The sequence below is a fragment of the Paenibacillus wynnii genome, from assembly GCF_000757885.1.
In the GTDB taxonomy this organism is placed as follows: Bacteria; Bacillota; Bacilli; order Paenibacillales; family Paenibacillaceae; genus Paenibacillus_AQ; species Paenibacillus_AQ wynnii.
This window is the reverse complement of sequence record NZ_JQCR01000002.1, coordinates 1,074,389-1,099,863: the sequence shown is the minus strand read 5'-3', so window position 1 is coordinate 1,099,863 and position 25,475 is coordinate 1,074,389. Positions and strand designations below refer to the sequence as shown.

17 protein-coding genes and 1 riboswitch are annotated in these 25,475 nt (G+C 47.3%); of the genes, 13 read left to right on the top strand and 4 right to left on the bottom strand.

Annotated features, from left to right (window positions below; all coding sequences use genetic code 11):
- Nucleotides 1–3 precede the first annotated feature (3 nt).
- The 12 genes from PWYN_RS07515 (at nt 4) to PWYN_RS07460 (ending at nt 19,319) form a co-directional block, all read left to right on the top strand.
- Nucleotides 4–2,391: an FtsZ/tubulin family protein gene (locus tag PWYN_RS07515; RefSeq protein WP_036650048.1), complete on the top strand. Its 2,388-nt coding sequence runs from the start codon at nt 4–6 to the stop codon at nt 2,389–2,391.
- Nucleotides 2,392–2,426: 35 nt separating this feature from the next.
- On the top strand, nt 2,427–3,704 hold the full coding sequence (locus PWYN_RS07510; RefSeq protein ID WP_036650046.1) for a vWA domain-containing protein: 1,278 nt from the start codon (nt 2,427–2,429) through the stop codon (nt 3,702–3,704).
- A gap of 24 nt (nt 3,705–3,728) precedes the next feature.
- Complete coding sequence (locus PWYN_RS07505) at nt 3,729–4,364, top strand: hypothetical protein (protein ID WP_036650043.1); 636 nt, start codon at nt 3,729–3,731, stop codon at nt 4,362–4,364.
- Between the two features lie 291 nt (nt 4,365–4,655).
- Entirely contained in the window at nt 4,656–5,918 is a 1,263-nt protein-coding gene (locus PWYN_RS07500) for a hypothetical protein (protein WP_036650040.1), read from the top strand.
- Nucleotides 5,915–8,848 (top strand): GAP1-N2 domain-containing protein, encoded by a 2,934-nt coding sequence (locus PWYN_RS07495; RefSeq protein WP_052087819.1) that lies wholly within the window; start codon nt 5,915–5,917, stop codon nt 8,846–8,848. The genes PWYN_RS07500 and PWYN_RS07495 overlap by 4 nt, the downstream gene beginning before the upstream one ends.
- A 191-nt stretch (nt 8,849–9,039) precedes the next feature.
- Nucleotides 9,040–10,815, top strand: coding sequence for a copper resistance CopC/CopD family protein (locus PWYN_RS07490; protein WP_036650037.1), 1,776 nt, complete (start codon nt 9,040–9,042; stop codon nt 10,813–10,815).
- An 80-nt stretch (nt 10,816–10,895) separates the two neighbouring features.
- Nucleotides 10,896–11,087: riboswitch (cobalamin riboswitch) on the top strand.
- A gap of 165 nt (nt 11,088–11,252) precedes the next feature.
- Nucleotides 11,253–13,367: an S-layer homology domain-containing protein gene (locus PWYN_RS27915; protein ID WP_052087818.1), complete on the top strand. Its 2,115-nt coding sequence runs from the start codon at nt 11,253–11,255 to the stop codon at nt 13,365–13,367.
- A gap of 91 nt (nt 13,368–13,458) precedes the next feature.
- On the top strand, nt 13,459–14,268 hold the full coding sequence (locus PWYN_RS27910; RefSeq protein WP_052087817.1) for a DUF4430 domain-containing protein: 810 nt from the start codon (nt 13,459–13,461) through the stop codon (nt 14,266–14,268).
- Nucleotides 14,217–15,209: an energy-coupling factor transporter transmembrane component T gene (locus tag PWYN_RS07475; protein WP_084146638.1), complete on the top strand. Its 993-nt coding sequence runs from the start codon at nt 14,217–14,219 to the stop codon at nt 15,207–15,209. The genes PWYN_RS27910 and PWYN_RS07475 overlap by 52 nt, the downstream gene beginning before the upstream one ends.
- Nucleotides 15,125–16,780 carry an ABC transporter ATP-binding protein gene (locus PWYN_RS07470; RefSeq protein WP_036650034.1) on the top strand — a complete coding sequence of 552 codons (1,656 nt, stop codon included), beginning with the start codon at nt 15,125–15,127 and terminating at the stop codon, nt 16,778–16,780. The genes PWYN_RS07475 and PWYN_RS07470 overlap by 85 nt, the downstream gene beginning before the upstream one ends.
- Before the next feature lie 7 nt (nt 16,781–16,787).
- Nucleotides 16,788–17,465, top strand: a complete 678-nt coding sequence (locus tag PWYN_RS07465) for an ECF transporter S component (RefSeq protein ID WP_420805760.1) — start codon at nt 16,788–16,790, stop codon at nt 17,463–17,465.
- A gap of 147 nt (nt 17,466–17,612) precedes the next feature.
- On the top strand, nt 17,613–19,319 hold the full coding sequence (locus tag PWYN_RS07460; protein ID WP_036650029.1) for a methyl-accepting chemotaxis protein: 1,707 nt from the start codon (nt 17,613–17,615) through the stop codon (nt 19,317–19,319).
- A gap of 376 nt (nt 19,320–19,695) precedes the next feature.
- Here PWYN_RS07460 and qoxD read toward each other — a convergent pair whose 3' ends face one another.
- The 4 genes from qoxD to qoxA are packed head-to-tail and all read right to left on the bottom strand — an operon-like array spanning nt 19,696 to nt 23,591.
- Complete coding sequence (gene qoxD, locus PWYN_RS07455) at nt 19,696–19,989, bottom strand: cytochrome aa3 quinol oxidase subunit IV (RefSeq protein ID WP_036650027.1); 294 nt, start codon at nt 19,987–19,989, stop codon at nt 19,696–19,698.
- 1 nt (nt 19,990) lies between these two features.
- Nucleotides 19,991–20,587 carry a cytochrome aa3 quinol oxidase subunit III gene (gene qoxC, locus PWYN_RS07450; protein WP_036650025.1) on the bottom strand — a complete coding sequence of 199 codons (597 nt, stop codon included), beginning with the start codon at nt 20,585–20,587 and terminating at the stop codon, nt 19,991–19,993.
- On the bottom strand, nt 20,584–22,527 hold the full coding sequence (gene qoxB / locus PWYN_RS07445; RefSeq protein ID WP_036650023.1) for a cytochrome aa3 quinol oxidase subunit I: 1,944 nt from the start codon (nt 22,525–22,527) through the stop codon (nt 20,584–20,586). Before qoxB ends, qoxC begins: the two co-directional genes overlap by 4 nt.
- A 41-nt stretch (nt 22,528–22,568) precedes the next feature.
- A complete protein-coding gene (gene qoxA, locus PWYN_RS07440; RefSeq protein ID WP_036650022.1) occupies nt 22,569–23,591 on the bottom strand; it encodes a cytochrome aa3 quinol oxidase subunit II in 1,023 nt (340 codons plus the stop codon).
- Between the two features lie 580 nt (nt 23,592–24,171).
- On the opposite strand from qoxA, the gene PWYN_RS29155 reads away from it, so the two are divergent.
- A complete protein-coding gene (locus PWYN_RS29155) occupies nt 24,172–25,212 on the top strand; it encodes a polysaccharide deacetylase family protein (protein WP_169744096.1) in 1,041 nt (346 codons plus the stop codon).
- Nucleotides 25,213–25,475 lie beyond the last annotated feature (263 nt).

Sequence of the window (25,475 nt, the reverse complement as noted above, 5' to 3'; positions counted from 1 at the left end):
CCTATGACCAAATCATTGACATTATCTTATGCGGAGCAGTATGCCGCCAGAGAAGAGGCGCTGCAGAATAAGGGAGATGGACGCAGCAGCATCCATTATCCCGCCTTGTTTCTGTTCGTTGGCGACAAGGTGACTCCTGCAATCGGTCCCGTGCTGGATAGCTGTGAGCGGAAATGGGATAACGCTGGCGGTGTTATGGCTATCCATGCAATCCCTGAGGCCGGGGACAACAATCGGGTCGCCGACAACAGAACAGAACGAGTTCAGCAAATGATTCTGCCAGGCACTGAAGGCCGTGATCAACATACTGTACGGCACGATATTTATCGTGAGTTTCATGAGCAGATCCGCTTTTTGGCGGAGATGAATCGTGTATTCCGACGGATTAGCAACAGCATAGCGGATTACGGACGGCTCTATTCCTCCTTTGATGTAATCCATCTGTCTATTATTACGCGGGTCGATGACCCGCTTAATGTGTTCTTGCCGGAGATTACTCTATTGGCCCGTGCCGTTCTGGGGCAATCCTTCAAGTCGGTTCAAACAGATGTATATGCATTAATTCAGGAACGGGAACAGGGCGACCAGTTCGGCTATTCCAGCTCTGTCGGATTAGCTTTTTTACGTGAGTTGGAGAATATGCAATCCGCGGATTATACCTATAGTGCACCGCTGCTCGTGACCGAAGAGGGCTTTGCCATCCCTGTGAACCATGGACCTTCCTCACTGTTCGATCTCGTCTACCTGTTATCGGATAAGAATGAGCGCGGAATGCTGTCACTGGGGGGGATGAGTGACAACTACGAGATCATCTCTCACATCAGCTTGCTCAAAAACAGGGTGCGCTCTTCGTCCGACCCTGCCCTTGGACAGGGTGGCTACAATAATATGACTTTTAAAAGCGGTATAAGAGGCAGCACAGGGCGGCAGAGTTATGCTTCAGCAGGTTTCTCCAGTGTGAGAAGGCCGAATCGGCAAATTGCGCTGGCTGTTCTGTATCATGTCTTTCGGCGTCTCGCAGCAGAAATGCGTGAAGGCAGTCCTTGGAGTATGCGTGAACGGCAGACTTTACTGATGCTTGATCCGGAGAGATTGCGGGAGAGAGCAGTGCAACTGCTGCCCGATGAAGAGGGGATCTCGGAAATGACGGGGCTGATGAGTCATGGTCATCCCTCGTACAATGAACTGAAACGAATGTCCCTACAGGAAGCGGAGCAGGTACTCTTCGGAGACGGCGGTGTGGCGTATTTCCGTAACAACTTTATTTCAGTGTCAGCCAAGCGGTTGGAGCCGTTTCAGCCAATGCGAAACTGGAAGTCCTTGCTGGTGAATGGGGAAGAGGAAACACGGGCTGTATCGTTCTATCAACTGGCTGAATGGACGGCAGACCGGGATGCCGGTTCGGGAAGTGTCCTGGTTCAGCTTCGTCAGCATATGGGAAGCTTGCGATCCATGATCTCCGCTTGCCAGGAGCAATTGGAGGCCTTGTACGCTGAGAATGTGGAAAGGCAGCCCTTCAAGCGTGTTCCCTTACTGGAGAAACGTACCGTGCGTAATTTCATCCATTATTTGTTCTCGACGGTCTATGGCAAAAAGTATGAACTTCTTCGACTGGAGAGTGAGCTCCTAGTATGTCAGCGAATGGAATCCGGCTTGGAACAGCTTCACGCTGAGTGTGTAGGCAGGGTGAAGCTCATGGAAGAACTTGAAGAGGAGCTACGAGCTACAGCGCTAAATAGTGTTGGACATACTGGGGATGAGATCGGTCAGAATATCATGGAGTACTACCGGGTGGTCACAGACGAGGTTATGAACGATATGGTGGCAAAACGTGGTGCCGGTATCTTTTTCAGTGAGCGTTACATGGGTAATGTCTCGGTGTTGTTAGATAAAGGGAAACAGGCCGTTATTGAACGGTTGATCGAGGTCTGTCAGCGGGAGCTGCTGAAGGCGGAGCCGTTTGCTCTATCCTTTGAGGAAGAGCTGCTGCGGCGTGCCAATGTTGCGGCTGCTTATGAGAACCGTCAGGTGATGTCCAGAGAAGAACTATTCAAGCGACTGTACCGCAGTCTAGAAGAGGGCTCGGTCGTCAATGTCCGATTGTTCGAATACACGCAGGAGCACCGGCATGAGGAGAAGTATTTCTTCGGTGACAGCGGTTCTGAATTTCTGCGGTATGCCTTCACCGTAGACGAGACCACACGTATATATAGGCTAGGTTTCGTTCATGAGCAGCGCCGAAGCGGTGTGGAGAAGCTGAATCTGATGGGAGGCTTCCATCTGGAGGATCTTCTATACTATCGGAATGGCAAAGTGTATTACGAAACCTATGTAATGAACGGTTATAAGCTGCATGGTGTCGACCCTGATCAGCTTCCTGAATTACGCTGAGGGGCAAGTGAATGTTACGGAAAGGATGAGTGAATATGCAGCGAAAGATCAATCTCCTTCTGCTCTTTTTTAGTCTAATCGGAGGCGGGATCGCATTTGTAATTGGAGAAATTCTCTTGACCCGTTGGCTCGATGAGATCCCCTCGATTCTCCTTGTCGGTCTTTACTTTGCAGTGGTCGGTTTGGGTGTCGGGCTAGGCTGTCTGATAGCGGAAATGGTATCACCCCGATTGAATGGAGCCTCATGGAAACAGAGATATCTAGGCTTATCTTGGAAGCTTCTGCCGATTATGTTGGTTCTGCTGTTTGGCGTCGGTGCGGTAACTGAATTCGTCTATGAGCTGAACTTCGGGGGTGCCAAGCCGGTCAAGGATGTGGTTCTGGTTATTGATGATTCCGGCAGTATGATGCAGAGTGATCCCAATAACAGCCGTTATACGGCAGCGCAAGCTCTGGTGAAACGTATGGACAAGGATAATCAGGTGGCTGTCCTGACCTTCAGCGACGTTGCGAGTGTAGCTCAGCCAATGACTTCATTGGCGAACCCGGCAGATATTGATCGGGTAACCTCTGCCATTGCCAGTTTGCAAACAACAGAGGGCGGCACGAATATTAGCGGCGCCCTTTCGGAAGCGATGAGTGTTATTAACGGCGATGAAGCAGCAGACCGGGGGGCTATGGTGATCCTGTTGTCGGACGGGTTCAGTGAATTCGATACCTCGCGGGAATTACAGAATTATTTGGACCGTGGGGTAAAGGTGAATACGATCGGTCTAGGGCTGGATGATCCGTCAGGATCTTACCTGCTGCAGGATATCGCCACAACAACCGGCGGACAATATTATGATGTTACGGATGCCAATCTTCTAGGAGATGTATTCCAACAAATCTATGAACGTTTGGGTGACCGGACGCTTCTTACAGAGCGAACTGATGTAACAGCAGATAGTCCTTACTATGCTGCAGTACGTATCTTGTCACTTCTGATAATTGGGGCAGCGCTTGGACTCGGTTTGGGAATCATGTTCGACAACCGCTATCTCGCCAAAAGCTTTGGATTAGGCGGTGCAGTATCCGGTCTAATCGCCGGTCTGATTCTTGAATTCGGACTGAGCGGACATTCATTTCTCAACGGAATCATACGTTTGATTGCCGTTCTTATATTAGCTGGAATTATTGCATTGTTCACCGTTGTTGTTCCCATAGGGGAAGGTAGAATATCTCGTAGGGGTCAAAAGGGAGTACCCTCTAAAGCACCAGCATCCGATCATTTCCCTAATCCGCGCAGAGATCGGAGCAGTAAAGGATTCTAGTAGAGTTGAAAGGAGATTATAGACATGAGGTACACCGAGAAGGATGGCTCTACGCCGGTAATCAGTGACGTAACTTCCAGGGTGGAGGATCGTTTCTGCACATTAAGATGGCGTTGGCCGGACGGTGTGCAGGCGGTCTGTATTCATAAAGCTGCTGCGGATGAGCCGGAGAATGCTGAACTTCCGCCCGGCGGGCTAAAGCTATATACGCGGGAAGAATACAAAGCCAATAACGGATATAGAGACCGATTGGATGATATTGGTCTAGTGTCTTATACGGTATTCGCCCGTCTCTGGGAGAGCGGACAGACTGTATTGGTGAGACAGCCGGAGGGCGACAATCGTATTGTCGTCAGTGCAGGCAAAGCACGCATCTATTATTCCACTCTCCATAAAAAGGGTTTGTTCCAGAAGGCCAAAACTGTACATATGGCGATTACGGCGGAAGTGCCTGTGGTGAGAGATGTCCTCTGCTATGTCAAAAAGCGGGGCGGCTATCCAGCGGGTAAAGACGACGGCGTCCTCTTCCCTTTTGTGCAGGATTTTGCAGCCGGACGAAACGTTCTGCCGCCTATTGAGATTGGCAAGGATGACTTTGTGCGTATCTTTTTCACAGATGGGCGCAAGTACGGACTTTATTATGAGCTGGTTCCGGAGTGAGTCGGGACAGTGTTTCGGGGAAATGACCGGTTTAATTGCATGATGTACAACTAAAAAGCTCCCTTTCCTCTAAAAAGATCACTTAGTTGCATGTTGTACACTTATTTTCTCGGAAATCTGCATTAACACTTGTTGAACCCAATTATAACTGCACAAAGTGCAATTATATGGCTGGATGCTAACTTCTGTTCCGAAATAATTGCACAAAATGCAGCTATATTATTATTTTCAGCAGAGGATTATATGATGTCGGGAAGTACGCTACGAAGTATGGTTTAAGGAGGAATGAACATGTCATTTTTTAGCCGCTTTATGAAGAAAGCTCAACCGGCGCCGCGTCCGCTTTTTTACGATATTGTATGTCCCTATTGTTTCAGCAAGTTTTCACCCGAGGAGGTTGTGTTTCGGGCTATGCACAGCCGGGAGGACGATGAGAATTATGCGCTGGGTGAAGATGATGCCCTGAACAAATACCGGGAACGGTTTGGCCTGGATTCAGTGGACGATATTGAAGCAATTATTAAACCTGTCGATATCCCGGAGGAGCATCACCATTTCACAGATCATGTACTCACCGGACTTACAGACCGCTACGGGGTGCTTACGCGCAGACGGCTATGCCCGTCCTGTCATAATGAACTGCCGATTACAGCTGGTAAGGTGCCGAGCAATATTATCTCTATTATCGGGGCTTCCCAAGTGGGTAAGTCGGTGTATATGACCTCTTTGATTCATACGCTGCAGCATACAACAGCCGGTCATTTTGATGCTGCCTGCATGCCGCTGAATGCCGAGATCAGCCGCAAGTTCCGGACGCTCTACGAAGAGCCGTTGTTCGAACGCGGAGATTTGCTGGCTTCCACGCAGAAGGAGAGAATGCAGGAGCCGTTTATTTTTCAATTTGTGTTCAAGGATGAGGAGAAGCCGCCGCTGACGCTCGTCTTTTTCGATGTGGCTGGGGAAGGGATGGTCGATCAGGATTATCTCGGACTGCACGGCCAGCATATCAAGAACTCCGCAGGTATCCTGTTCATGGTAGACCCGCTGCAAATCCGTTCCATTCGGGAGAAAATCCACATTAATCTCGGGGATCGTCCCGGTGAATGGGTATCGCAGTATGATGAGCCGCGTGATGTGGTGCTGACCATGTTCGGTGATTTTATCGCCTATCAGGAGAAAAGCAAGACCGATATCCCTACAGCCGTTGTTCTCGCCAAAAGCGATATGTTGCATTCTCTCAAGGATGAGGAAGGCGACTATATTAAATCGAACAGTAATGTGTTCAACAACTATGTGCACCGCAAGACGATTAACTTAGACGAGTTCCATAATATTGACGGTGAAATCCGCCGATTTATCGGGAAAGTGGATCGTCCCTTCAAGGATACGATGGATGTGTATTTTTCCAATACCGGATATTTCGCCGTATCTGCACTGGGCAGCAATCCCGTGAATCAAAAGATTGAGGGTGTTGTCAGTCCCATTCGTGTGGATGAGCCGTTCATTTGGCTGCTGCACAAGCTTGGTTTTATTGAGGGGAGCGACGGTCCGTGAATACTTCCTCAGGGTCCGGGATCACCCAGCAAATGTATACCCGCGAGCGGCGAGGGATTTATCGTTCTGCGGAGGGCTTTGATACGGTAGCGAAGTCTGAGAGCCTGGATAACAACTTTGTCAAAAAAATTCTCCATCCTTTCTGCGTCTACGATGCACCGGTTGAACTGGCCTCAAGAGGCGAAAAGGACGAGTCGCAATACCCGTCCGCATTGCATCTTTTTCATACGGAAACTGGGGAGACCGTTATCGGGCGAAATCGCTATCAGGCTGTGGATTTTACCGGACAGCGGAGCGCCTTTTTTGCCCATAACTTCGTGGTCCCGTCCACAAGGGCAGATGAAATCCTGCAGTACTACGGGGATTGGCTGCATGCGGACTTCGCAGGAGAACTGGTAGGGGAGCCGGGTACGGTGTTGCCGGAGCTGAGCGCAATCCCTGTCCATCATGCGGAACGAAGACGTAAACCACTGGATGTTCTGCAATTTCTGGGAATAGGTGAAACCTTATTTAAGGGTATGCTTCAGGCTCTTATGACCTCCGTAGCAGGGAAAAAGAAAGTATATATCTCGCTGGATGTGCCTATTGAAGAGCTATCCACTTGGGCCGTAGAACTTACGGAAATTCTATTCCATGCACTGCCTAATGAATTCCGCCGCAGACTGGGTGTAATTACGTACGCCAATGAGCCTAAGAGCCGTAAATATATAGATCTTACCTTTGTTGAGAAGGGTTCCTTGCGCCAGGGAGACCGAAGCATCGAGAAGGACTTCACTTTTGATCTGGTGTCCGGACGGACGGCCAATGTAGATTTTGGGGAGCAGCGGCAGCCTTATGCCGATTTTGCCTGGACCTCACTGGTACGGAATGCCTCTGCTTTGGAGGACTTTGGAAGGTTTGCGGATGAGATGCTTAGAGGAGAGAGCGGGGAGCGCTTAACCTCTCTAGCGGTCTACAACGAATTAGCCGTCTTTTATGAGATAGAGCAGGGTAATGAAGACCTATATGAGGATAACAAAAGCATAGTGTTAAACGGGATTTTATCCTATCTGAGATCTGACGGTGCACTGGATTCCAAGGTAAGGTTGAACGATTTGTTCCTGGAACGGTTTGATCGTGAATTTGACCTTATCCGGCAAAAAGGGATTCTTGTTCCTGCTATCATGGAAAGCTTCAAAGCCTACTTTCTGCTGAAAGGCCATACCTATAAAGGCAAAATCGTGGATTACTTCATCAATGGAATGCTTAACTGTCAGGCCGCTGGCCGTGAGGACGTGGTCAGTGCAGCCTATGAAATCGTGGAGAGCAATGATGAACTTAGCCGGGCCTTCTTTGCAAAACTGCTTCCGCAGCCGATTTTTAGGACAACCTTGTTTGAGCCTTATATCGAACAGCGTCTAGCCTCAACAGGACGGGCAGCGGACATTATGAGTTTCGTGACCCGTTGGGATCGCTTCCTTCCGGAGGCACTCCAGCAGCCTTTTTTCCGTGATGCGGTGCGGGATTATTTACTAGAGAAGCTTCAGCAGGAGAGTGACCCTGTCGGTGCAGTGGCGGCGATCCATGAAAAAGTATTAAAGGCGGAGAAGGACCGACGCAAAGGACCCGGTATTAGCTCAGAAACGTTATCCCTATTGCAATTGATGGCAGCAGCGGCAGACCGTTTTCTGCTAAATTCCTTGTCCGTGGAGGATATGTCTCGGGACCAGCTCCTAGAGATTTCCTTTGTGCGATATCCTGAAGAGGTTGCGAATTGGCATCCGCCGCTCGATTATGTAAGTAAACGTAAAGCGAATGTCCTGCGGGCCGTTTACCGTTGGTTTGGGGAAGAAGGCCCAAATGAGCAGATTTTTGCCCAGCTGACACCGCAGGAATTGGATGATGTACAGCTGCTGGGCCGCCGATGGTTGAAGGAGTCCACTCAGGTGGAGCCCTTTGATCAGATTCCGCTGGCCTTCTATTACGGCAGTGAACGTGAGGGAGGACCGCTGGACTATGATGCACTGCTTGATCTCATTCGGCGTAAAGCAGGTTCTGACAAAGAAGGGATCTACCGTTTTCTAGCCTGGGCTCAAGGTAACCCGTTGTTCACACTGTCTGCTAAGAGACTTCAACCGGGGTACCGAAAGGCGATTCTGAAGTATTTATTGAGCCATGACCGTGAGGCCTTTAAGAATAAGGATTTCCGCAAAAACTATGTAGCAGCCGCAGGGCCTGCGCTGCAAAATGTATATAATGAGGCCCGTGTTCAATTGGCTTCGCCGCTGGCACGGTGGATACGCCGCAGTCGATTTCAGCTCCTGATCTTTACCTCGTTCATAGGTATTATAATTATCGTATCTCTTATCTTATTCAGTGTCCTCGGATCTAAAGGGGAGACGGCTCTTCCGGAAACAACACCGCTGCCGACAGCAGTAGGAGGTAATGAGGATCAAGGTTCCGATTCGGCGCTTGCGGCTGTCTATCTGAAGGGTGCTAACGGTAGCAATAATGTAGGGAAAAGTCAGTTAGTCTTTACCTTTGCCGAAGCTAAGGATTGTGATGCATTCAACCCTACCGAGATTAGTGTTGAATCTTCTAATGGGGTCGCTGAGTCCTTTAAGGTTTCCGTGTTGAAGCAATCCTGTACGGTTCCCTCGGTAAGTCCTTCTGCTGGTGATACCGAAGAAGATAATGAACCTGCTGTTACCACGGAGCCCGTTACGACGGCAACCGCTGTAACTTTGGCAAGCTCCCCCTTCCGGGCTGAGGTTACGTTAGATTCCAATGCGGCTTTAGTAAAAGGGAATATGATTAAAGCAGAGGGTTACTCGTTAACGCTCTTTGCCGATCCCCAAGTTGCCGGAACCGTAAAACCTGACGCAACCCTAAAACCTGATGCGAGTGCAACACCGGAAGCTAGTGCGAGCCCGGATGCTACAGCTGAATAATAAAACACTCACTCCTGAAAACTGCAGGGCTTAATTCGCCGATATTTGCTGCAGCTTTACAGGAGTTTTTTTGGCACGCAAGACCGAGACACATAATATTCACACTTAAATGTGATTAAAGTCATTTATAATTATCCTATCATGTAAGGGATCGTTAATGTGACGGTACGGTTAGGGAGGTCTGAACTCAAGTGAAGCAAAGAATATATAATATTGTGATTGTATTAGTGATTGTTCTGTTTATGCTGCCGGCCCCGGTTAGTGCCCATGCAAAAGTTCTACAGTCTGTTCCTGCAGCAAATGCTAAGCTTCAGAACTCCCCATTGGAGATCAAGATTCAGTATAGTGAAGGATTTAATGCTGAATTAAGCAAAATCATCTTGCAGGATGACGCCGGCAAGCCTATTACAGGTAAGCTAACCACAGGAACGGACCAATGGTTAATCTATCAAATCCCGACACTTTCGGGGGGCGCCTACACGGTGAAATACCAAGTGCTCTCGGAGGATACACATGTTGTGGAGGGCTCTTTTACATTCACAGTAGCTGCGGTGAAGCCGACGGCAACTCCGGTGGCAAGCACGCAACCTACGGATGCAGCGGCTGGTATTACAACTACACCTTCACCGGCGAACACACCCAAGGTTATAGAACCAGACATAATTATTAAATCCTCCAGTATACTTATGCCTGTGCTGCGTGTAATGGAAGTACTGGCTGTCATCGCTGCCGCAGGTTTTATTATTTTCCGATATGGAATATGGAGCAATATTTACAAAGTTGAGGTGCCGCCATTATTCTCAAAGCGAAATGAGAGAGTTCTTTACATTGCGGTATTCGTCCTATTCTTACTATCTGGAATTCTACAGGCAGGCCTACTTACTGATCAGCTTAGCGGACCGGGAACAGGTTCCTTCTGGACCTTATGGCAGAAGATTCTGACGGATACACTAGTCGGTGCTGCTTCCTGGCTCCGGCCTGCCGCTGCTGCAGTTCTGCTATTAACTACTCTGGGATCCCGGAGTCAGGGACGGTTAGCTTTTGTTATAAAATTATCTGCGATATTCGTCATCATCCTGCTGTTCCCTTTGACCGGGCATGCTTATGGGGCGGTGAGTGGCGTAACTTATGCGGTCCTCTCACAGGTCTTACACATTGGATCTGCTGCCGTTTGGTTTGGGGGATTAATCGGAATTCTGGCTGCTATTCAGAGCAGGAAGCAATCCGCATTGAGTTATGAGCAGCTAAACAGGCTGATAGTACGCTTTTCCGCTATAGCATTGCCATCTGTGATCGTAATAGCATTAAGCGGCGTTTTTCTTGCCTTGCTAAGACTCGGCAGCTGGAATGCTCTGTTGCATAGTGAATACGGGCGGATCATTCTGGCTAAGTCAGCGATCGTTCTATGCATATGGATCATTGCAGCTTACCACCGTCTGGTGTTACTGCCGCGTATGAAGAATATCCTGCAGATCAGCACCGCCGATAAGGAACAGGAGATTCCGAGGCGGTTTATTGTAAATGTTCGCACGGAGATAATATTGGCTGTCGCTGCATTTGTTCTGGCAGGTATGCTCTCTACGACTCCGCCACCTGAACAAGCTGTGGTTGCGGCCCCGGTCTATTGGCATGTTATGGGGGAGTCGGCCCATATGTCGATGAGAGTAAATTTTAAGGAGGACATAGGTCAAACTCTTCAACTGGATGTGTGGCTGCCAAGCGGAATGGGCGCTCCAAGCGGAGTGGACGTTCAACTCAGCCATTCCGGTGAGCAGGACATAACGTTAACTGTACCCTTCAGGTTTAGAACCGGGGGAACGGACCCTTACGGTTATGAGGGCTTTGACAAATATACGTATGGAGCAGCGGGCCGTTACTTTACCGAAAAGGGAGAATGGAAGGCTGTGATCACATTTACAGACTCCAAAGGAACTGTTCATAGCTATGAAAAAGTCATAACCTTGTAGGGCATCTCTAGGAATACCACAGCTTTTCTATAGACATATACGGAGATTATAGATATGATTATTGATATATTTTAAATTAAATAGTTTGTCGTAAAAGAGGTGCGGGTCCACAGCAGGGCCTGCTTAAAAGGGAAGTCCGGTATATTCCGGCGCGGTCCCGCCACTGTAAATGCGGAGCGACTCTATCTAACGCCACTGTTCAAGAAGAATGGGAAGGCAAAGAGAAGCGTTGATGCATGAGCCAGGAAACCTGCCTTTTTTGTTAAAGTTTCTATTCTTCGTGGGGTAAGAATAAGGAGCATACTTATAGGGAATTTGTGTCTTAAGCCATTGAGAGACGACCTCCTAACACAGTTGTTCTTCAGACCGCCCTTAAGGGGCGGTTTTTATGTTTTGTCCTTTATTCCCCAAAATACACACACAGAAAGAGGTTAATCATGAAGCGAATTTTATCATCCAAGTTCTTTTCGTTAGGCATGGCCTTATTAATGGTCATTTCAATTCTGGGTACATCTTTTGCTCCATCCGAAAAAGCTTATGCCGCAGAGCCGAGTAAGGCAGTTACGTCAGCTACTGTATCCGAAGCTACTTATGCTGTTACAGCGGCTATTTTGAAAAAGGGAATACAGTCTGACTGGCAAGCTATGGGATTGGTTCGGTCCGGCAATAAGCTTCCTGCAAGCTACCAAACCGCTCTTGAGAGTGAAGTGAAAACAAACAAAGGTACATATACCAACGTCACGGATTATGCACGCAGAGTGCTTGCCTCTACGGTGATCGGTATCGATGCTACGAATTTTGCGGGATATAATCTCGTAGAGAAGATTTACAATAATGAACGTATGATTAACCAAGGGATTAACGGTGTTATATATAGTCTCCTGGCGTTGGACTCTGGTCATTACAGTGTGCCTGCCAATGCTAAATGGACAACAGATAAACTTGTTAGCGAAATTTTATCCAAACAAAATGCAGATGGAGGCTTCACCCTATCAACGGGTGCAAGCGATCCGGATATAACGGCGATGACTTTAACGGCTTTGTCAGCTCATTTGGACAATCCTGCAGTAAAAACTGCCGGTGAGCGCGCAATTGCTTGGTTATCCCAAAAACAGCAATCCCACGGGGGTTACGGGGATAGCAGTGAAAGTGTCTCCCAAGTCATCATTGCTTTAACATCTAATAAAATTGACCCTACAGAACAGCGTTTCACGAAAGATGCGCATCATCTAATTGATAGATTGCTCAGCTTCCGTACGGCTGATGGAGGTTTTGCCCATACCCTTTCCGGGGAATACAACACTCTTGCTACGGCACAGGCTTTTCAGGCTTTGGTGGCCTACCAGCTGTATACAAAGGGTGAAGGTGGATTCTATAATTTCCCGCAGCCTGTGAAGCAGCCTCTTGCTGTATCGGCTATGGTTGTTATTGAAGGGCCGCAGGGCTTTATTGCCGAAGGCAATGTTCAATCCGCCAGTGCGCTTGATGCGCTCAAGAAGCTGACCACAGATAAGAAAATCGTTCTTGATTTAACGAGCAGCTCTTTCGGTGATTATGTATCCGGCATTCAAGGAACAAAAGCGGGTCTATATGGCGGCTACGACGGCTGGAATTATGCGGTGTCCCGCGGAGGCCAATGGATATTCCCGAGTGTAGGTATGGGGGATTTCATCCTTCAGGCAGCAGATCGTGTAGTTGTCTATTATGGCGGCAGCGAGACCCAGGTTGTAGGTGCGGTAACCGTTGCTCCAACTAAAGTGGCAGCTGGTAAATCATTTACGGTGAACGTGCAGAAATCCTCCCTGAATTGGGAGACCGGTAAAGTAGTTAACGTTCCAGCCAACGCTGTACAGGTCAAAGTGGGCGCAATAACCGTGACCACAGATACTTATGGAGCGGCGGTCTTCCCGACAGGAACGAACGGCGGAGTTCAAACCTTGACGGTTACGGGTTACAGCCCAGGCAAAGCCCCAAGCGTGGCACGATATACACAGCGCTTATTAGTATCTCCGGTATTCGCAGATCAGAAGAGCATTTCTTCATGGGCCACTACATCTGTTCAAAATGCCATTGAAAAAGGGATTATGGAAGGGATTGGCGGCAACGTCCTTACCTTTGCACCCAAAGAGAACATCACGCGGGCGCAGTTCGCAGCCTTGCTATTGAGATTAACGAATAACCTGCCGAACGGAGCAGCCTCAGAATCCCCGTTCAGCGACGTGAAGTCGGATGCATGGTATTATGGATACGTGCTGAAGGCCAAGGAACTGGGTATCCTTGAAGGCGTAACGGCTACAACCTTCAAGCCGAACGGAATCATTACCCGCCAAGACATGGCTGTCATGATTACCCGGGCATTCAAGCTGCAGGATTCAGCTTCAGCTTCAACGTTCAAGGATCGCAATTCAATCAGCAGCTACGCTTTGTCATCTGTAAATGTGGTGACGGAGAGCGGTTATATGACAGGCTTCAATGGAGCATTTGATCCATCGGGCGCTGTTACTAGAGAAATAGCTGCTGTCGTTGCAGTTAGACTTCTAGATATTAAATAAGTGTTGAATAAGTAAGCTATAGTTATATTTAACGGAACGGGGGAGTCTATGCAACCCTCGTTCCTTTCCCTTTTTAGGAGGCGTGATCTTAATGACCAAACAAGCGGTACGCCGTTTCTTACTTGTACTGTCTGTAATCCTTTTAGTGGGTATATTCGCTGCTGGATGTGCATCAGACAAACAAGTATCCTCGGAGCAAAATAAGGTTGAAAGCTCCCCGGGAATCGCATTACAGACTACAGCACCTGCCTCTGGAGATGCTGTAGCACCTTCACCGAGCTTTGAATCAGACTCGACTCCAACCGTAGAATCACCTGAGCCGGTGGCTGGCTCGGATCTAGCTTCGCAGGAGCCTCCTGCTTCTAGCGGCTCTCCAGTTTCAACACAGGCCCCAACAGCTCGAGAGGATATAACTGCGGCCCCATCTACCAAAGCTGGCGCTGTCAAGACGCCAGCCCCTGCCAAGGCCCCGGCAGTGGTGACGGATAACCCCTCGGCAACCGTTAGACCTGCTTCCAGTCCTTCCGCCGCTCCGGCCGGGAGTAACGAGAAAGCAAGTACGATTACCTTCTCAGTCACCGGGGATTCTGAATCCGGGGTTATTTTAGCCCCTTCTGTAGTTGAGGTGAAAGATGGAGATAGTGTTATGGATCTCTTGAAGCGGATTACCCGCAAGCATAAAATCCAGATGGAGTTCAAAGGCATCGGCTCGATGGCCTATGTTGAAGGCATCGATAACCTCTATGAGTATGACAAGGGGGCGGAGAGCGGTTGGATGTATCGTGTGAACGGAGTATTCCCTAACATAGGTGCGGCCGGCTATACCGTAAAACCCGGGGACCGTATTGAATGGCTGTACACGCTCGACCTGGGCAAGGATCTTGGAGCCAAGACGCCATGAGCAACGGCTTTGGGTCTGTACATCCGTCGGTCGCATTGCTGTATTACGTAGGGTTGCTGCTGTTTGCAACCCTTTTGTTTCATCCTCTGTTTCTCCTAACGGAGATTGCAGCTGTGCTGAGCTTGCTTCTTTTACAGGGACAGGGACGTCATCTACTGCGCGGTCTGCCTTTTTATCTGCTTATGGCAGGATCGGTGGTTCTATGGAATCCTTTATTTTCACACAGGGGCTCCCATATTTTGTTCTATATGTTCGACCAGCCGATTACTCTCGAAGCTATTCTATACGGTCTGATGATGATGCTCGTGTTATTGACTATAATGTTCGTCTTTATATCCTATAACTTTACGCTGACTACAGACAAATTCATGTATTTGTTTGGAACTGTAGCTCCGAAAAGCGCACTGCTAATTCTCATGACTATCCGTTTTGTACCCTTGTTTCAAAGGCGGCTGGGTCAGATTACATTAATTCAAAGCTCCAGGGGCATTACCGTTAGTTCGGGGAAATTGCGCAAAAGAATGTCGGATGGCATGACGCTGCTGAAGGTACTGTTAACCTGGTCGCTGGAGGAAGCGCTGCAAACGGCCGACTCCATGAAGGCGCGGGGCTACGGCATACGTAAACGCAGCACCTACGGTGTTTTTAAGCTGGATCGCCGGGATCTTATAACCTTGATTGGTTTAGCTGGCAGCGGCATGGTCACATTGATTTTTAGTATGCAGGGATATGGAATGGTAGAAATTTATCCCCGTTTAAAAGCTCCGGTCTATACGGTAGAAGATGCTGTGATGTACTGCAGCTTCTGTATGTTCTTATTGATTCCCGTAGGGCTGGAAATAAAGGAGAAGTGGTTATGGAGATCATTCGAGCGGAGGGACTTTCCTTCAACTATCCCGATCAAGAAAGGGCCTCATTACATGACCTCTCGTTCACGGTAAACGAAGGTGAATTTGTGGTGCTCTGCGGTCCCTCTGGATGCGGAAAAACCACTCTCTTACGCCATCTGAAACGAGAGCTGAAACCGGTTGGAACCTGCGAAGGTGCGATTTGGTATAAAGGTCAGCCCATGGATGAACTTACAGCGCAGACAGCCGCTGAGGACATAGGCATGGTATTCCAGAATCCTGAAGCGCAGATTGTTATGGATACGGTATGGCATGAGCTGGCCTTCTCGATGGAGAATATGGGTTACTCTCCAACCGTTATGAGGAGCAGATTGGCGGAAATCGCAGGATTGTTCGGGCTGGAGCCCTTATTATACAAGCCGGTGCATGAACTGTCCGGTGGACAGAAGCAGCTGCTGAACCTGGCCTCTGTACTGCTGCTTCGGCCTAAGCTGCTGTTGCTGGATGAACCTACTTCACAGCTTGATCCTGTGGCAGCCCGTGAATTTATTCATATGCTGCACCGTCTCAACGAAGAGATGTCCATGACTGTAATCATTAGTGAGCATCGTCTGGAAGAGGTATTCCCGTTGGCGGACCGCGTATTGCTGATGGAAGAGGGGTCTTTGAAGGCCGAAGGTACTCCGAGTGAACTTGTGCAAAGGATCGGTCATGAAGAACAGCAGCAGCATCTCTCCTACCTTCCAACTGCGTCCCGGTTGTTTCTGGCGCTTTCACCACCAGAGGAGAGAGCCGCCAAAAAGTCTATACCCCTGACTGTGCGTGAAGGCAAGCGTTGGTTGCAGGGACGTCCAGCACTGCTGAAGAATGACGGACACGAAGCAGCAGTGGAGAACATCGTAACCGTAACCAACAGTATTCGTAAGGAGCAAGAGACTCTGCTGAAGTGTCAGGAGGTTACTTTCCGTTATCAGAAGGAAGGGCCTGATATTCTCAGCAAGCTGTCGCTTTACTTATATCGCAACGAAGTTCTGGCTATCCTCGGCGGAAACGGAGCAGGTAAATCTACTCTGCTGTATCTGATGGCCGGGTTATCGAAACCGCAGCGGGGCCGGATAACGCTTGCCAAGGGAATCACCGCGGGGTACTTGGCGCAAAATCCCCTGCTCTATTTCAGTCAGGATACAGTCGAGGAAGAACTGCTGCATATGGCGAGGTATGCCGAGTTATCGGAGGCCGATGCTCAGCGGGAGATTATAAAGCTTCTGGATATATTCCAGCTTCACGAGGTGTATAACAGTCATCCGTTGGACATTAGCGGTGGGCAGCAGCAGAAGGTAGCGCTGGCTATGGTAATGCTGCTGGGTCCGGATATTCTGCTGCTGGATGAGCCGACTAAGGGTCTGGATCCCGGGGCTAAGGAAAGGTTAGCCAGCCTTCTAAAGCTTTTGTGCGAGGAAGGGAAGAGTATTGTGCTGGTTACGCATGACGTGGAATTCGCGGCCAAATATGCCACACGCTGCGCGATGCTGTTTGACGGGGGCATTACCGCGGAAGGGCCGCCGGATGTGTTCTTTAGTGCCAACTATTTCTATACCACGGTTGTAAATCGTATTGTAAGAGACTGGCTTCCCCAAGCGTTGACTATAGAGGATGTGACTTAATCAAATGCTGCGTTATCGCTACCCGATTTTTATAGCTTTGGCTTTATTTGTAGTAGGCCTTGCTTTAACCGCTGCGTTGCAAGATCGACACTACATCCTTCTAAGCCTTGTGTTGCTTGCTGCGGCCCTCTTTCCGCTGTTCGTAAGATTGGAGCGCCGCCCCATTGAATCGCGGGAGCTGGTGCTGCTGGCTGTGCTGTCAGCCGTAGCTGCCGTAAGCCGCATTCCCTTTGCGGCATTACCAAGTGTGCAGCCGGTATCCGCAATTGTTATTCTGTCGGCGTATGTGTTTGGAGCGGAGGCGGGTTTGATCATCGGAGCCATGGCGGCGCTTGTCTCTAATCTATACTTTGGACAGGGCCCTTGGACGCCTTGGCAAATGTTTTCGTGGGGGATGGTGGGACTCACAGCAGGCTGGCTGCGAAATACCAGGTGGATGAGAAGCAAAATAGGGATGATGGCCTTTGGTTTTATTTGGGGCTTTCTCTTTGGCTGGATTATGAACATTTGGTACATCATCAGTCTTCCGGATGCTTTTAGCTGGGGACTTGTAGCTGCAGCATACGTATCCAGCTTTTACTTTGATCTGGCACATGCCTTATCCAATGTAATCTTTCTATCTATCCTTTCGGGGAGTTGGATTAAGGTTTTGGAGCGTTTTCGTAAAAAGTACGGGCTGCTATAGAGGGAAAAATTACCATTAGTGAAATGTTTTATTGAATAGTTCGACATTATATCTTTTTTTTCGACATTTCTTATGATGTTTATTCAAATTTTTTCTATTTCTGCCGATGATAACTATAGAGCATATAGAGAGGGCGGGAATAGAGAGATGAAGCATTTAAAAGTAAAATTTAAAATGGCACTGCTAATGGTCGTAGTAATTCTTGTGATGATCGGTGTTGGAATCATGGGGGTTCTGACTACTGCAAAGATGGCGGATAGATCGCAGGAAACCTATAAGGAGAGTTTGCTGCCGATATCCAGTGTTAGCCAAATGCGTACTAATAATCGTGCAATTGAATCCTATGTACTGGAAATTCTGCTGACAAAGGACATCGCTGCAAAGACTGTACTAGATGAAAATATCAAAGAAAAAATTAAGAGCAACGATGATCTGTTGGTTAAACTGAAAGAGATAAACTATAGCGACATCAACATTACTACTAAATTAAATGATTATATTGCCTTATTGCCGAGTTACAGAGCTCAATGGGATGAAATCATTCAGCTTGGAAATAAGGGTCTGAATGAGAAAGCGTATGCCTTGTATTCTGGAGAGTTCAGTACGTACCGCGAGAAAATGATTGATATGCTTAAAGATGTAACGAATGAACTGCTCAAGGGGGCGGATGCCCATGATGCAGCGAGTACATCCGATGCAGACAGATTTCGGTCGTTAAGCTTAATTATTATCGCCATAGCGTCGATGTTGTGTGCGGGGATAAGTTTTGTGATAATCCGATTAATCACGAAGCCTCTTAAGGAACTTCAAGGACTGATGCAGCGAGCGGAAGACGGAGACTTAACCGTATCCGCTGTATACGATTCCAAAGATGAAATCGGACTGATTAATCGTTCTTTTAACAGAATGTTAGTTAGTTTGCGTACGATGATGCTTAGTGTAGCAGAGAGTGCTGAAATGTTATCCGCATCCTCTGAGGAGATGAGTGCCAGTTCAGAACAGACCACCCTCGCCTCTCAGATGATAGCGGAGACCTCCGGGGAAATAGCCTCAGGATTTGAAGAGCAAAATGAAAATATTCGCCGTACTTCAGAAGCGGTACAAGGTATGACAGACGATATTTATTCCGTGGACCAGAGTACCTCTGAAATGTCGAGTCTCATGGGTATCGTAGCGGAATCCACAGATCGTGGAGCGGTTGCTGTAGATGAGATCATTGATCAAATGAAGGAGATCGACGCAAGTGTGGCAGGAAGCCGAGTGATAGTTAATAATCTGGCTAGCCTGTCGGAAGAAATTAATACAATCATTACAACGATTAACGGTATCGCTAGCCAGACCAGTCTATTATCACTAAATGCTTCAATCGAAGCAGCTAGAGCAGGGGAACACGGAAGAGGTTTTGCAGTAGTGGCAGGGGAAATTCGTAAGCTCTCCGAAGCAACCGGAAGAAGTTCGCTGCAAATTACAGACATTATTACTCACATTCAACAGCAAACGGAGAGCGCAATGAAATCAATGGCGCGTGGCTCTCAACTGGTGTCGCAGGGAGTAACCCAAAGTAATTTGGTGTCACAGGCTTTTAGTGAAATCCAGACCTCGATTAAGGATGTAACGCTGCAGACAGAGGATATCCGAACGGCTGTTGAGCATATTTCTAAAGAATCGCAGGGTGTGAAAGTGGCCATGGAGCAGGTAAATGCGATCTCAAATGCTGGGGCCGAAGGGATTCAGGATACTAGTGCTGCGAGTCAGGAGCAATTATCCGCGATGGAGGAAATGACGAGCTCAGCACAATATCTGGCTACTTTGGCGGAGGAATTACAGAAGAGCTTGTCCGGCTTCAAACTATAGTTCAGAAGAGTTGAAGCGTGGCTGGCTCGGCAATCATTATTCCAAAGCTGATGGGACATCCCTTTTAATTGCACTTCATAGTTAGTTGCACTTTATACATCTATTTGTTGCCATAAAGGCTTCCCCCGGGGATTTAGTTGCACTTTGTGCAACTAAATAAGGTCAAAGGTTGGCTTACAGGCCTATAATCGTGATATAACTGCACAGAATACAACTAAAGGGCCTATCTCCGCTGAAATAGGTCATTTAGTTGTACAAACTGCAATTAAAGTACAGAGATAAGTTTCATCACCGTGCGTATAAACAATAACAGCCCGCCCCGGGATAAACTCCGGAGGCGGGCTGTTTGTGTTGAGTATAGCGGGTGTGACTGGAATTAGGAATACCAGCCCCATACAAAGATATACAAGGTTCCGAATATCGTGACCAGACCCACGAAGAGCGCATAAGCAATATTGATGTACAGTTCTTTCTTGCTGTCGGCATTTTCTCCGATATGCATGAACACGAACAGCTGCAGAGAAGCCTGAATGATAGCTGTAACGAACAGGATAATCATGTTCGCAGACGTAGACAGGTCCCCGTAGATGACAATAAGTGCAGCGGCGGAAAGGACCAAAGAGGCCAGATAACCCATCACATGGCGAATTGGAAACAGTTGCTTCATCATGTTACATCAGTCCTTTCAGGTAGACGAAGCTGAAGATAAAGATCCAGACAACGTCCAGGAAGTGCCAGAACAGTGAGAAGATAAATGCTTTATTAGCGGTTGCCGGCGTGATCCCTTGACGCCACAGTTGGATCATAATTACAACGCCCCACAGGAAGCCGAAGCTGACGTGGGCACCGTGCGTCCCGAGCAGTACGAAGAGACTGGACAGGAATCCGCTGGTTTGAAGAGTAGCACCCTCATGAACATAGGTGAAGAACTCATCAATTTCTATGCCGATAAAGGCGAGGCCCATCAAGAGTGTGATGGCCATAAAGACCATCATGGCTTTCTTGTGGCCTAGGCGCATGGCATGAACCGCTAGACCGATGGTGAACGAGCTGGATAGCAGCAGGAAGGTTTCAATCAGCACAGGGCCGATTTCAAACAGCTCACTACCGCTAGGGCCGCTGGCAAAACGATTAACCATTACAAAGTAAACAGTGAACAATGTAGCGAACAACGGAATCTCCGCTCCTAGGAACACCCAGAAACCGAAGATCTTGTTGCTGTTTTCTTCTGTTGAATATTCAAGCGGCTTGGACGCATCTATTTTCATACAGTCTCACCCCGCAATTTCTTTTCTGTAGCAATAACTTCTTCAGCCGGAATATAGAATCCATGGTCTCTGTCAAAGGACATGGTAGCCAACACAATGAGGATACCAATCCCGGAAAGAATCGCGGGAATCCACAAGCTGAATACCAGGGAGAATCCGAACACGAAGAAGATGACGCCTAGTATAAAGGGTTTACCGGTATTGCTAGGCATATGGATCTTGGTGATATTCCCCTCATACAGAGGAATGTTATCCTGCTTGGCGGACCAGAATGCGTCACGCGTCTCCACCTTTGGAACAATAGCGAAGTTGTAAGCAGGAATTGGACTGTTTGTAGCCCATTCCAGAGTACGTCCATCCCAAGGATCTCCATTGGTATCCTTCGGCATGTAGCGAGTGCTCCAATAGATATTGTAGACCAGAATGAGGAAGCCGATAGACAGCCCGACTGCGCCTGCAAAGGAAAGCATATTAAGCGGGCCGTAACCCGTTTCGGCAGAATAGGTGTAAGTCCGACGCGTCATTCCCATCAGTCCCAGGAAGAATAACGGGAAGAAGGTTACATTGAAGGAGATAGCGATCCACCAGAATGCATGTCTTCCCAAGCGGTCATTCAGACGGAAGCCGAATACTTTAGGGAACCAATAATGGAAACCGGCTATTACGGCGAACACAGCACCCGGAATAAGCACGTAGTGGAAATGCGCTACAAGGAACATGGTGTTATGGTACTGATAATCCGCACTGGCCATAGCCAGCATGACACCTGTTACTCCGCCAATTGTGAAAATTGGAATAAAGGCCAGGGTGTACAACATGGGTGTGGTAAAGGTGATACGCCCTTTTCGGAGCGTGAACAGCCAGTTGAATATTTTAACCCCTGTTGGAACGGCTATAGCCATGGTTGTGATGGAGAAGAAGCTGTTGACCATCGCACCTTGACCCATCGTGTAGAAATGGTGAGCCCATACTAGGAAAGACAGGACTGAGATAATCAGCATACTGAATACCATGGATGTATAGCCATACAGGTTCTTTTTGGAGAAGGTGGCGATAATCTCGCTATATATACCGAAGGCCGGCAATATAACGATATACACCTCGGGATGTCCCCATACCCAGAACAGGTTCGCCCAGAGCATATCCATGCCCCCGTTGGCCATCGTAAAGAATTGAGAGCCGAACAAACGGTCGAACATCATCAAAGCGAGCGCTACGGTAAGCACTGGAAAAGCGAATACAATGATAATGTTTGTAATTAGTACAGACCAGGTAAACATAGGCATTTTCATCAGGGTCATGCCTGGCGCACGCATTTTCAGGATCGTTACAATGAAGTTAACGCCTGTAATTAGTGTACCGATACCTGAAATCTGCAGAGCCAGTGAGTAGTAGTTATTGCCCACAGTAGGGCTGAATTCTAGACTTGCCAGCGGGAAGTATGCGGACCATCCGGCATCCGGTGATCCACCGATAACGAATGAAATATTAAGCAGCATAGCTCCGAAAAAGAAGAGCCAGAAGCTTACCGCATTCAGCCTTGGGAAGGCAACGTCTCGGGCACCGATTTGCAGCGGGATGATTACGTTCATCAGACCAATGATAAACGGCATCGCCATGAACAAAATCATGATCAGGCCGTGGGTGGTGAAGACCTCGTTATAATGCTGGGCATCAAGAAATTTCAATTCCGGTGCCGCAGTTTGCAGACGCATCATCATGGCGTCAATACCGCCGCGGAACAACATGAGCAGCGCGGCAAGAATGTACATGACTCCAATACGTTTATGGTCAACAGTAGTCAGCCATTCACGCCAGAGATATCCCCATTTTTTAAAGTAGGTCAATCCGATGATAATTCCGATCGTAGCCAGAGCAATACTAATCATTGCTCCGTAAATCAGGGGTTCGCCGTGAACCTTAAATCTTTCCAAATCCATTAGGATGGCTCCTTTCAGGTTGCTGAGTTAAGCAAGTAGGCTTATTTACTGTTATGTGATGTATGTTCTTCTACCGGTGAGCTTGGAAGCGGCTGATCCAGTTCAGGGTTTGGTTCACCGTCGAACTCTGTCTCGGCAGAAGGCTCTGGAGAAGGATGAATTTCTTTGTTATCCTGATGCTCCATATTCCCGTTGTCCATATCCATTTGGTCGTGATCCTGATCTCTGTCCATTTCACTATGATCCATAGGAGGAGGACTGAATGTTAAATGAGTGGAGGAGAACGTTTTGCGGCCTATATGCTCAATAGCCAGAAGATCTTTGAAAGTATCCTCTGTCAATGGCTCCGCAGTATCTTTGACCTCTTTCACCCATTCATCATATTGTTCATTGCTCAGTACAAGCGCTTCGAATTCCATATGGGCAAAGCCTTTACCGCTAAAGTTGGCGTTCTTACCAATATAAGAACCCTCTGTATCAGCTGAGAGGTGAAGCGTTGTGAGCATATCACTCATTGCATATTTCTGTCCGGCGAGTTGAGGAATCCACAAGCTGGTAATTGTGCCGAAAGAGTACATTCTAAATTCTACGGCCCGATGAACCGGCATATTAACGTAGTTTACAGTTTCAATTCCCTCTTCGGGATAACTGAAATGCCATTTCCAGTTGGAGGAAGAAGCATAGATAACAAGCGGCTTCTGATCTTTATATTCCTCTGCAACGTTCTCCACTTCATTGGTAGTCTTAACAGTTACAACAGAGAGAAAGGCTACGATGATAATCGGGATAATAATCCAGATGGCTTCAAGCCATTTGTTACCCTCCTCATGCTCAGGGATATAACCTTCGTTACTTTTCTTTGCCCGATACTTCACAAGTACAAAGATGTATAAGATGTAGACAACCGCAAGGACACCGAGCATCACTAGAATGGATAGGACAATCGTGTCAGACAAAGTTCGTGCAGCCGGCCCTTTAGGATTGAGTACAGCAATTGAGCTGCAACCTGGCAAGAGCAGGACAAGACTGAGAAAAAAAGCGAATAACGGCCCTTTTTTGTTCATAATGAACTCCTTCCTTTAATAATTCTTTTCATTTACCGAATACCTTAACCTCTCTATATAGTAAGAACTCCATAAGGAGAAAGCAAAAGACATAATTTGGAATTAAGTCTATTTTTGTCCTTAAAAATGGCGATTTAGTTAAATATGTGTGTTCAAATTGTTACAATCAATCAAAGATATGATTTAAATCACTGTAGTGATGCAGTTTTGTGGACATTTTTATTTGTTCATACTTTGTTCAACATTTCATCATTGTTACTAACTCTGTCACATTATTTTGCTCCATGAAGAGTGACTTTAACCTCCTTTTTTTGTTGCTGGGACAGTATTTGTAGTCGATTACCTGACTTTCTAAGAAGTAACCTAGAAGTGCCTTTTGGATAAAAGATAGTAACAACATTTTCTGATTTCGGTTACAAACTCTCAAATTACACTCCCTCTATCTATGGTAAATTATAGAGACTACTACATAGATGGGAGATTAAATCTGGTGTATATAAGGAAAATAATGCTATTATTTGTTGTTTTATTCTTAAGCTTAAGTTTTGTAAAAGAGTCGGAGGCGGTTGGAGCCCAATCTATGCGATTAGGTGTGAATGATAAATTAACCGAGATCAAGGCTGTTTCCGTAAAGGGAACCTATTATGTTCCGCTTCGCGATCTTTCCACAGAACTGAATTTGACCCTGACAGGACAATCCGACGGAATTGAAGTTAAGGGGCCGAAGGGCTATGTAAAGCTGTCTTTAAATGAAGGGGGCAGTGTTACTTCTAATGGAATTGTATTTTCGCTGAATACCTTCAATCAGGATGGAAAACGGATGGTTCCGCTTAAGGTTGTTGTACATCTCGGATATATAATTTCCTATAAACCCGAACAATATTTATTGAGAGTACATGATGACACTGCTCAATTAGATAACGCTGCCTTTGTGAACAAATATCAAGAGGAATTAATGGCTATAAAAGAACCAGTACCCACACCTCAATCGGACAAAAGAAAATCGGGGCAGGTTGTATATTTAACCTTTGACGATGGCCCTACGGTTGTGACCGGACAACTGCTCGATCTTTTGGCAAAGTATGATGTGAAAGCTACATTTTTTATGATGGGTCCCCACATTAATAAGTATCCTGATCAAGTGAAGCGCATAGCGAAAGAAAAGCATGGTATGGGTCTTCATGGTATCACACATCGGAAGGAAAGGTTTTACGCATCTCCGGCAGCGGCATTAGCTGAAATGAAAGGGGATCAAGCTATTCTGAAAAAGGTAACCGGGATAAGTAGCATATTGATCCGCACGCCATACGGTAGTAAGCCATACTTTACAAAGTCCTTCCGAGATAAGGTGCTGAGTCAGGACTTTAATTTGTGGGATTGGAATGTTGACTCCGAGGATTGGAAGTACAAAGAGGACAGCGCAAAAATTTATAATTCTGTCATGAATCAGGTACACAAGCTGCAAAAAGGGAAAGTTAACCCTGTGATTCTTATGCATGATCAGAAGTCTACTCTTAAAGTGCTGCCGCAAATACTGGAGTCCTTGAAAAAGGAAGGATATCAATTTGAAATCATTACGAAGGATCTGAAACCGTTGAATTTTTGGAAAGATTTACGGTGAGGCGTGGTAGAAGTGGTGATAAGTATCTGCTTTGAGTGGTATAAGTGTACTTCGTGCAACTAAATGGAATCATTTTGCTTATAAAAACTCTTTAGTTGTATTTTCTGCAATTAAAAACCCGGTATATAGCTAGAAGGAGTGATTATCAGCTTTTTAAGTGTAAAAAGTGCAACTATTGCCCAGTTTATCCCTCTCCAGTCCCGAATAGTTGTAAAAAATGCATTTAAAGTTAGATGTATTCTTTCCTTGCAGTTCAGTTTCGA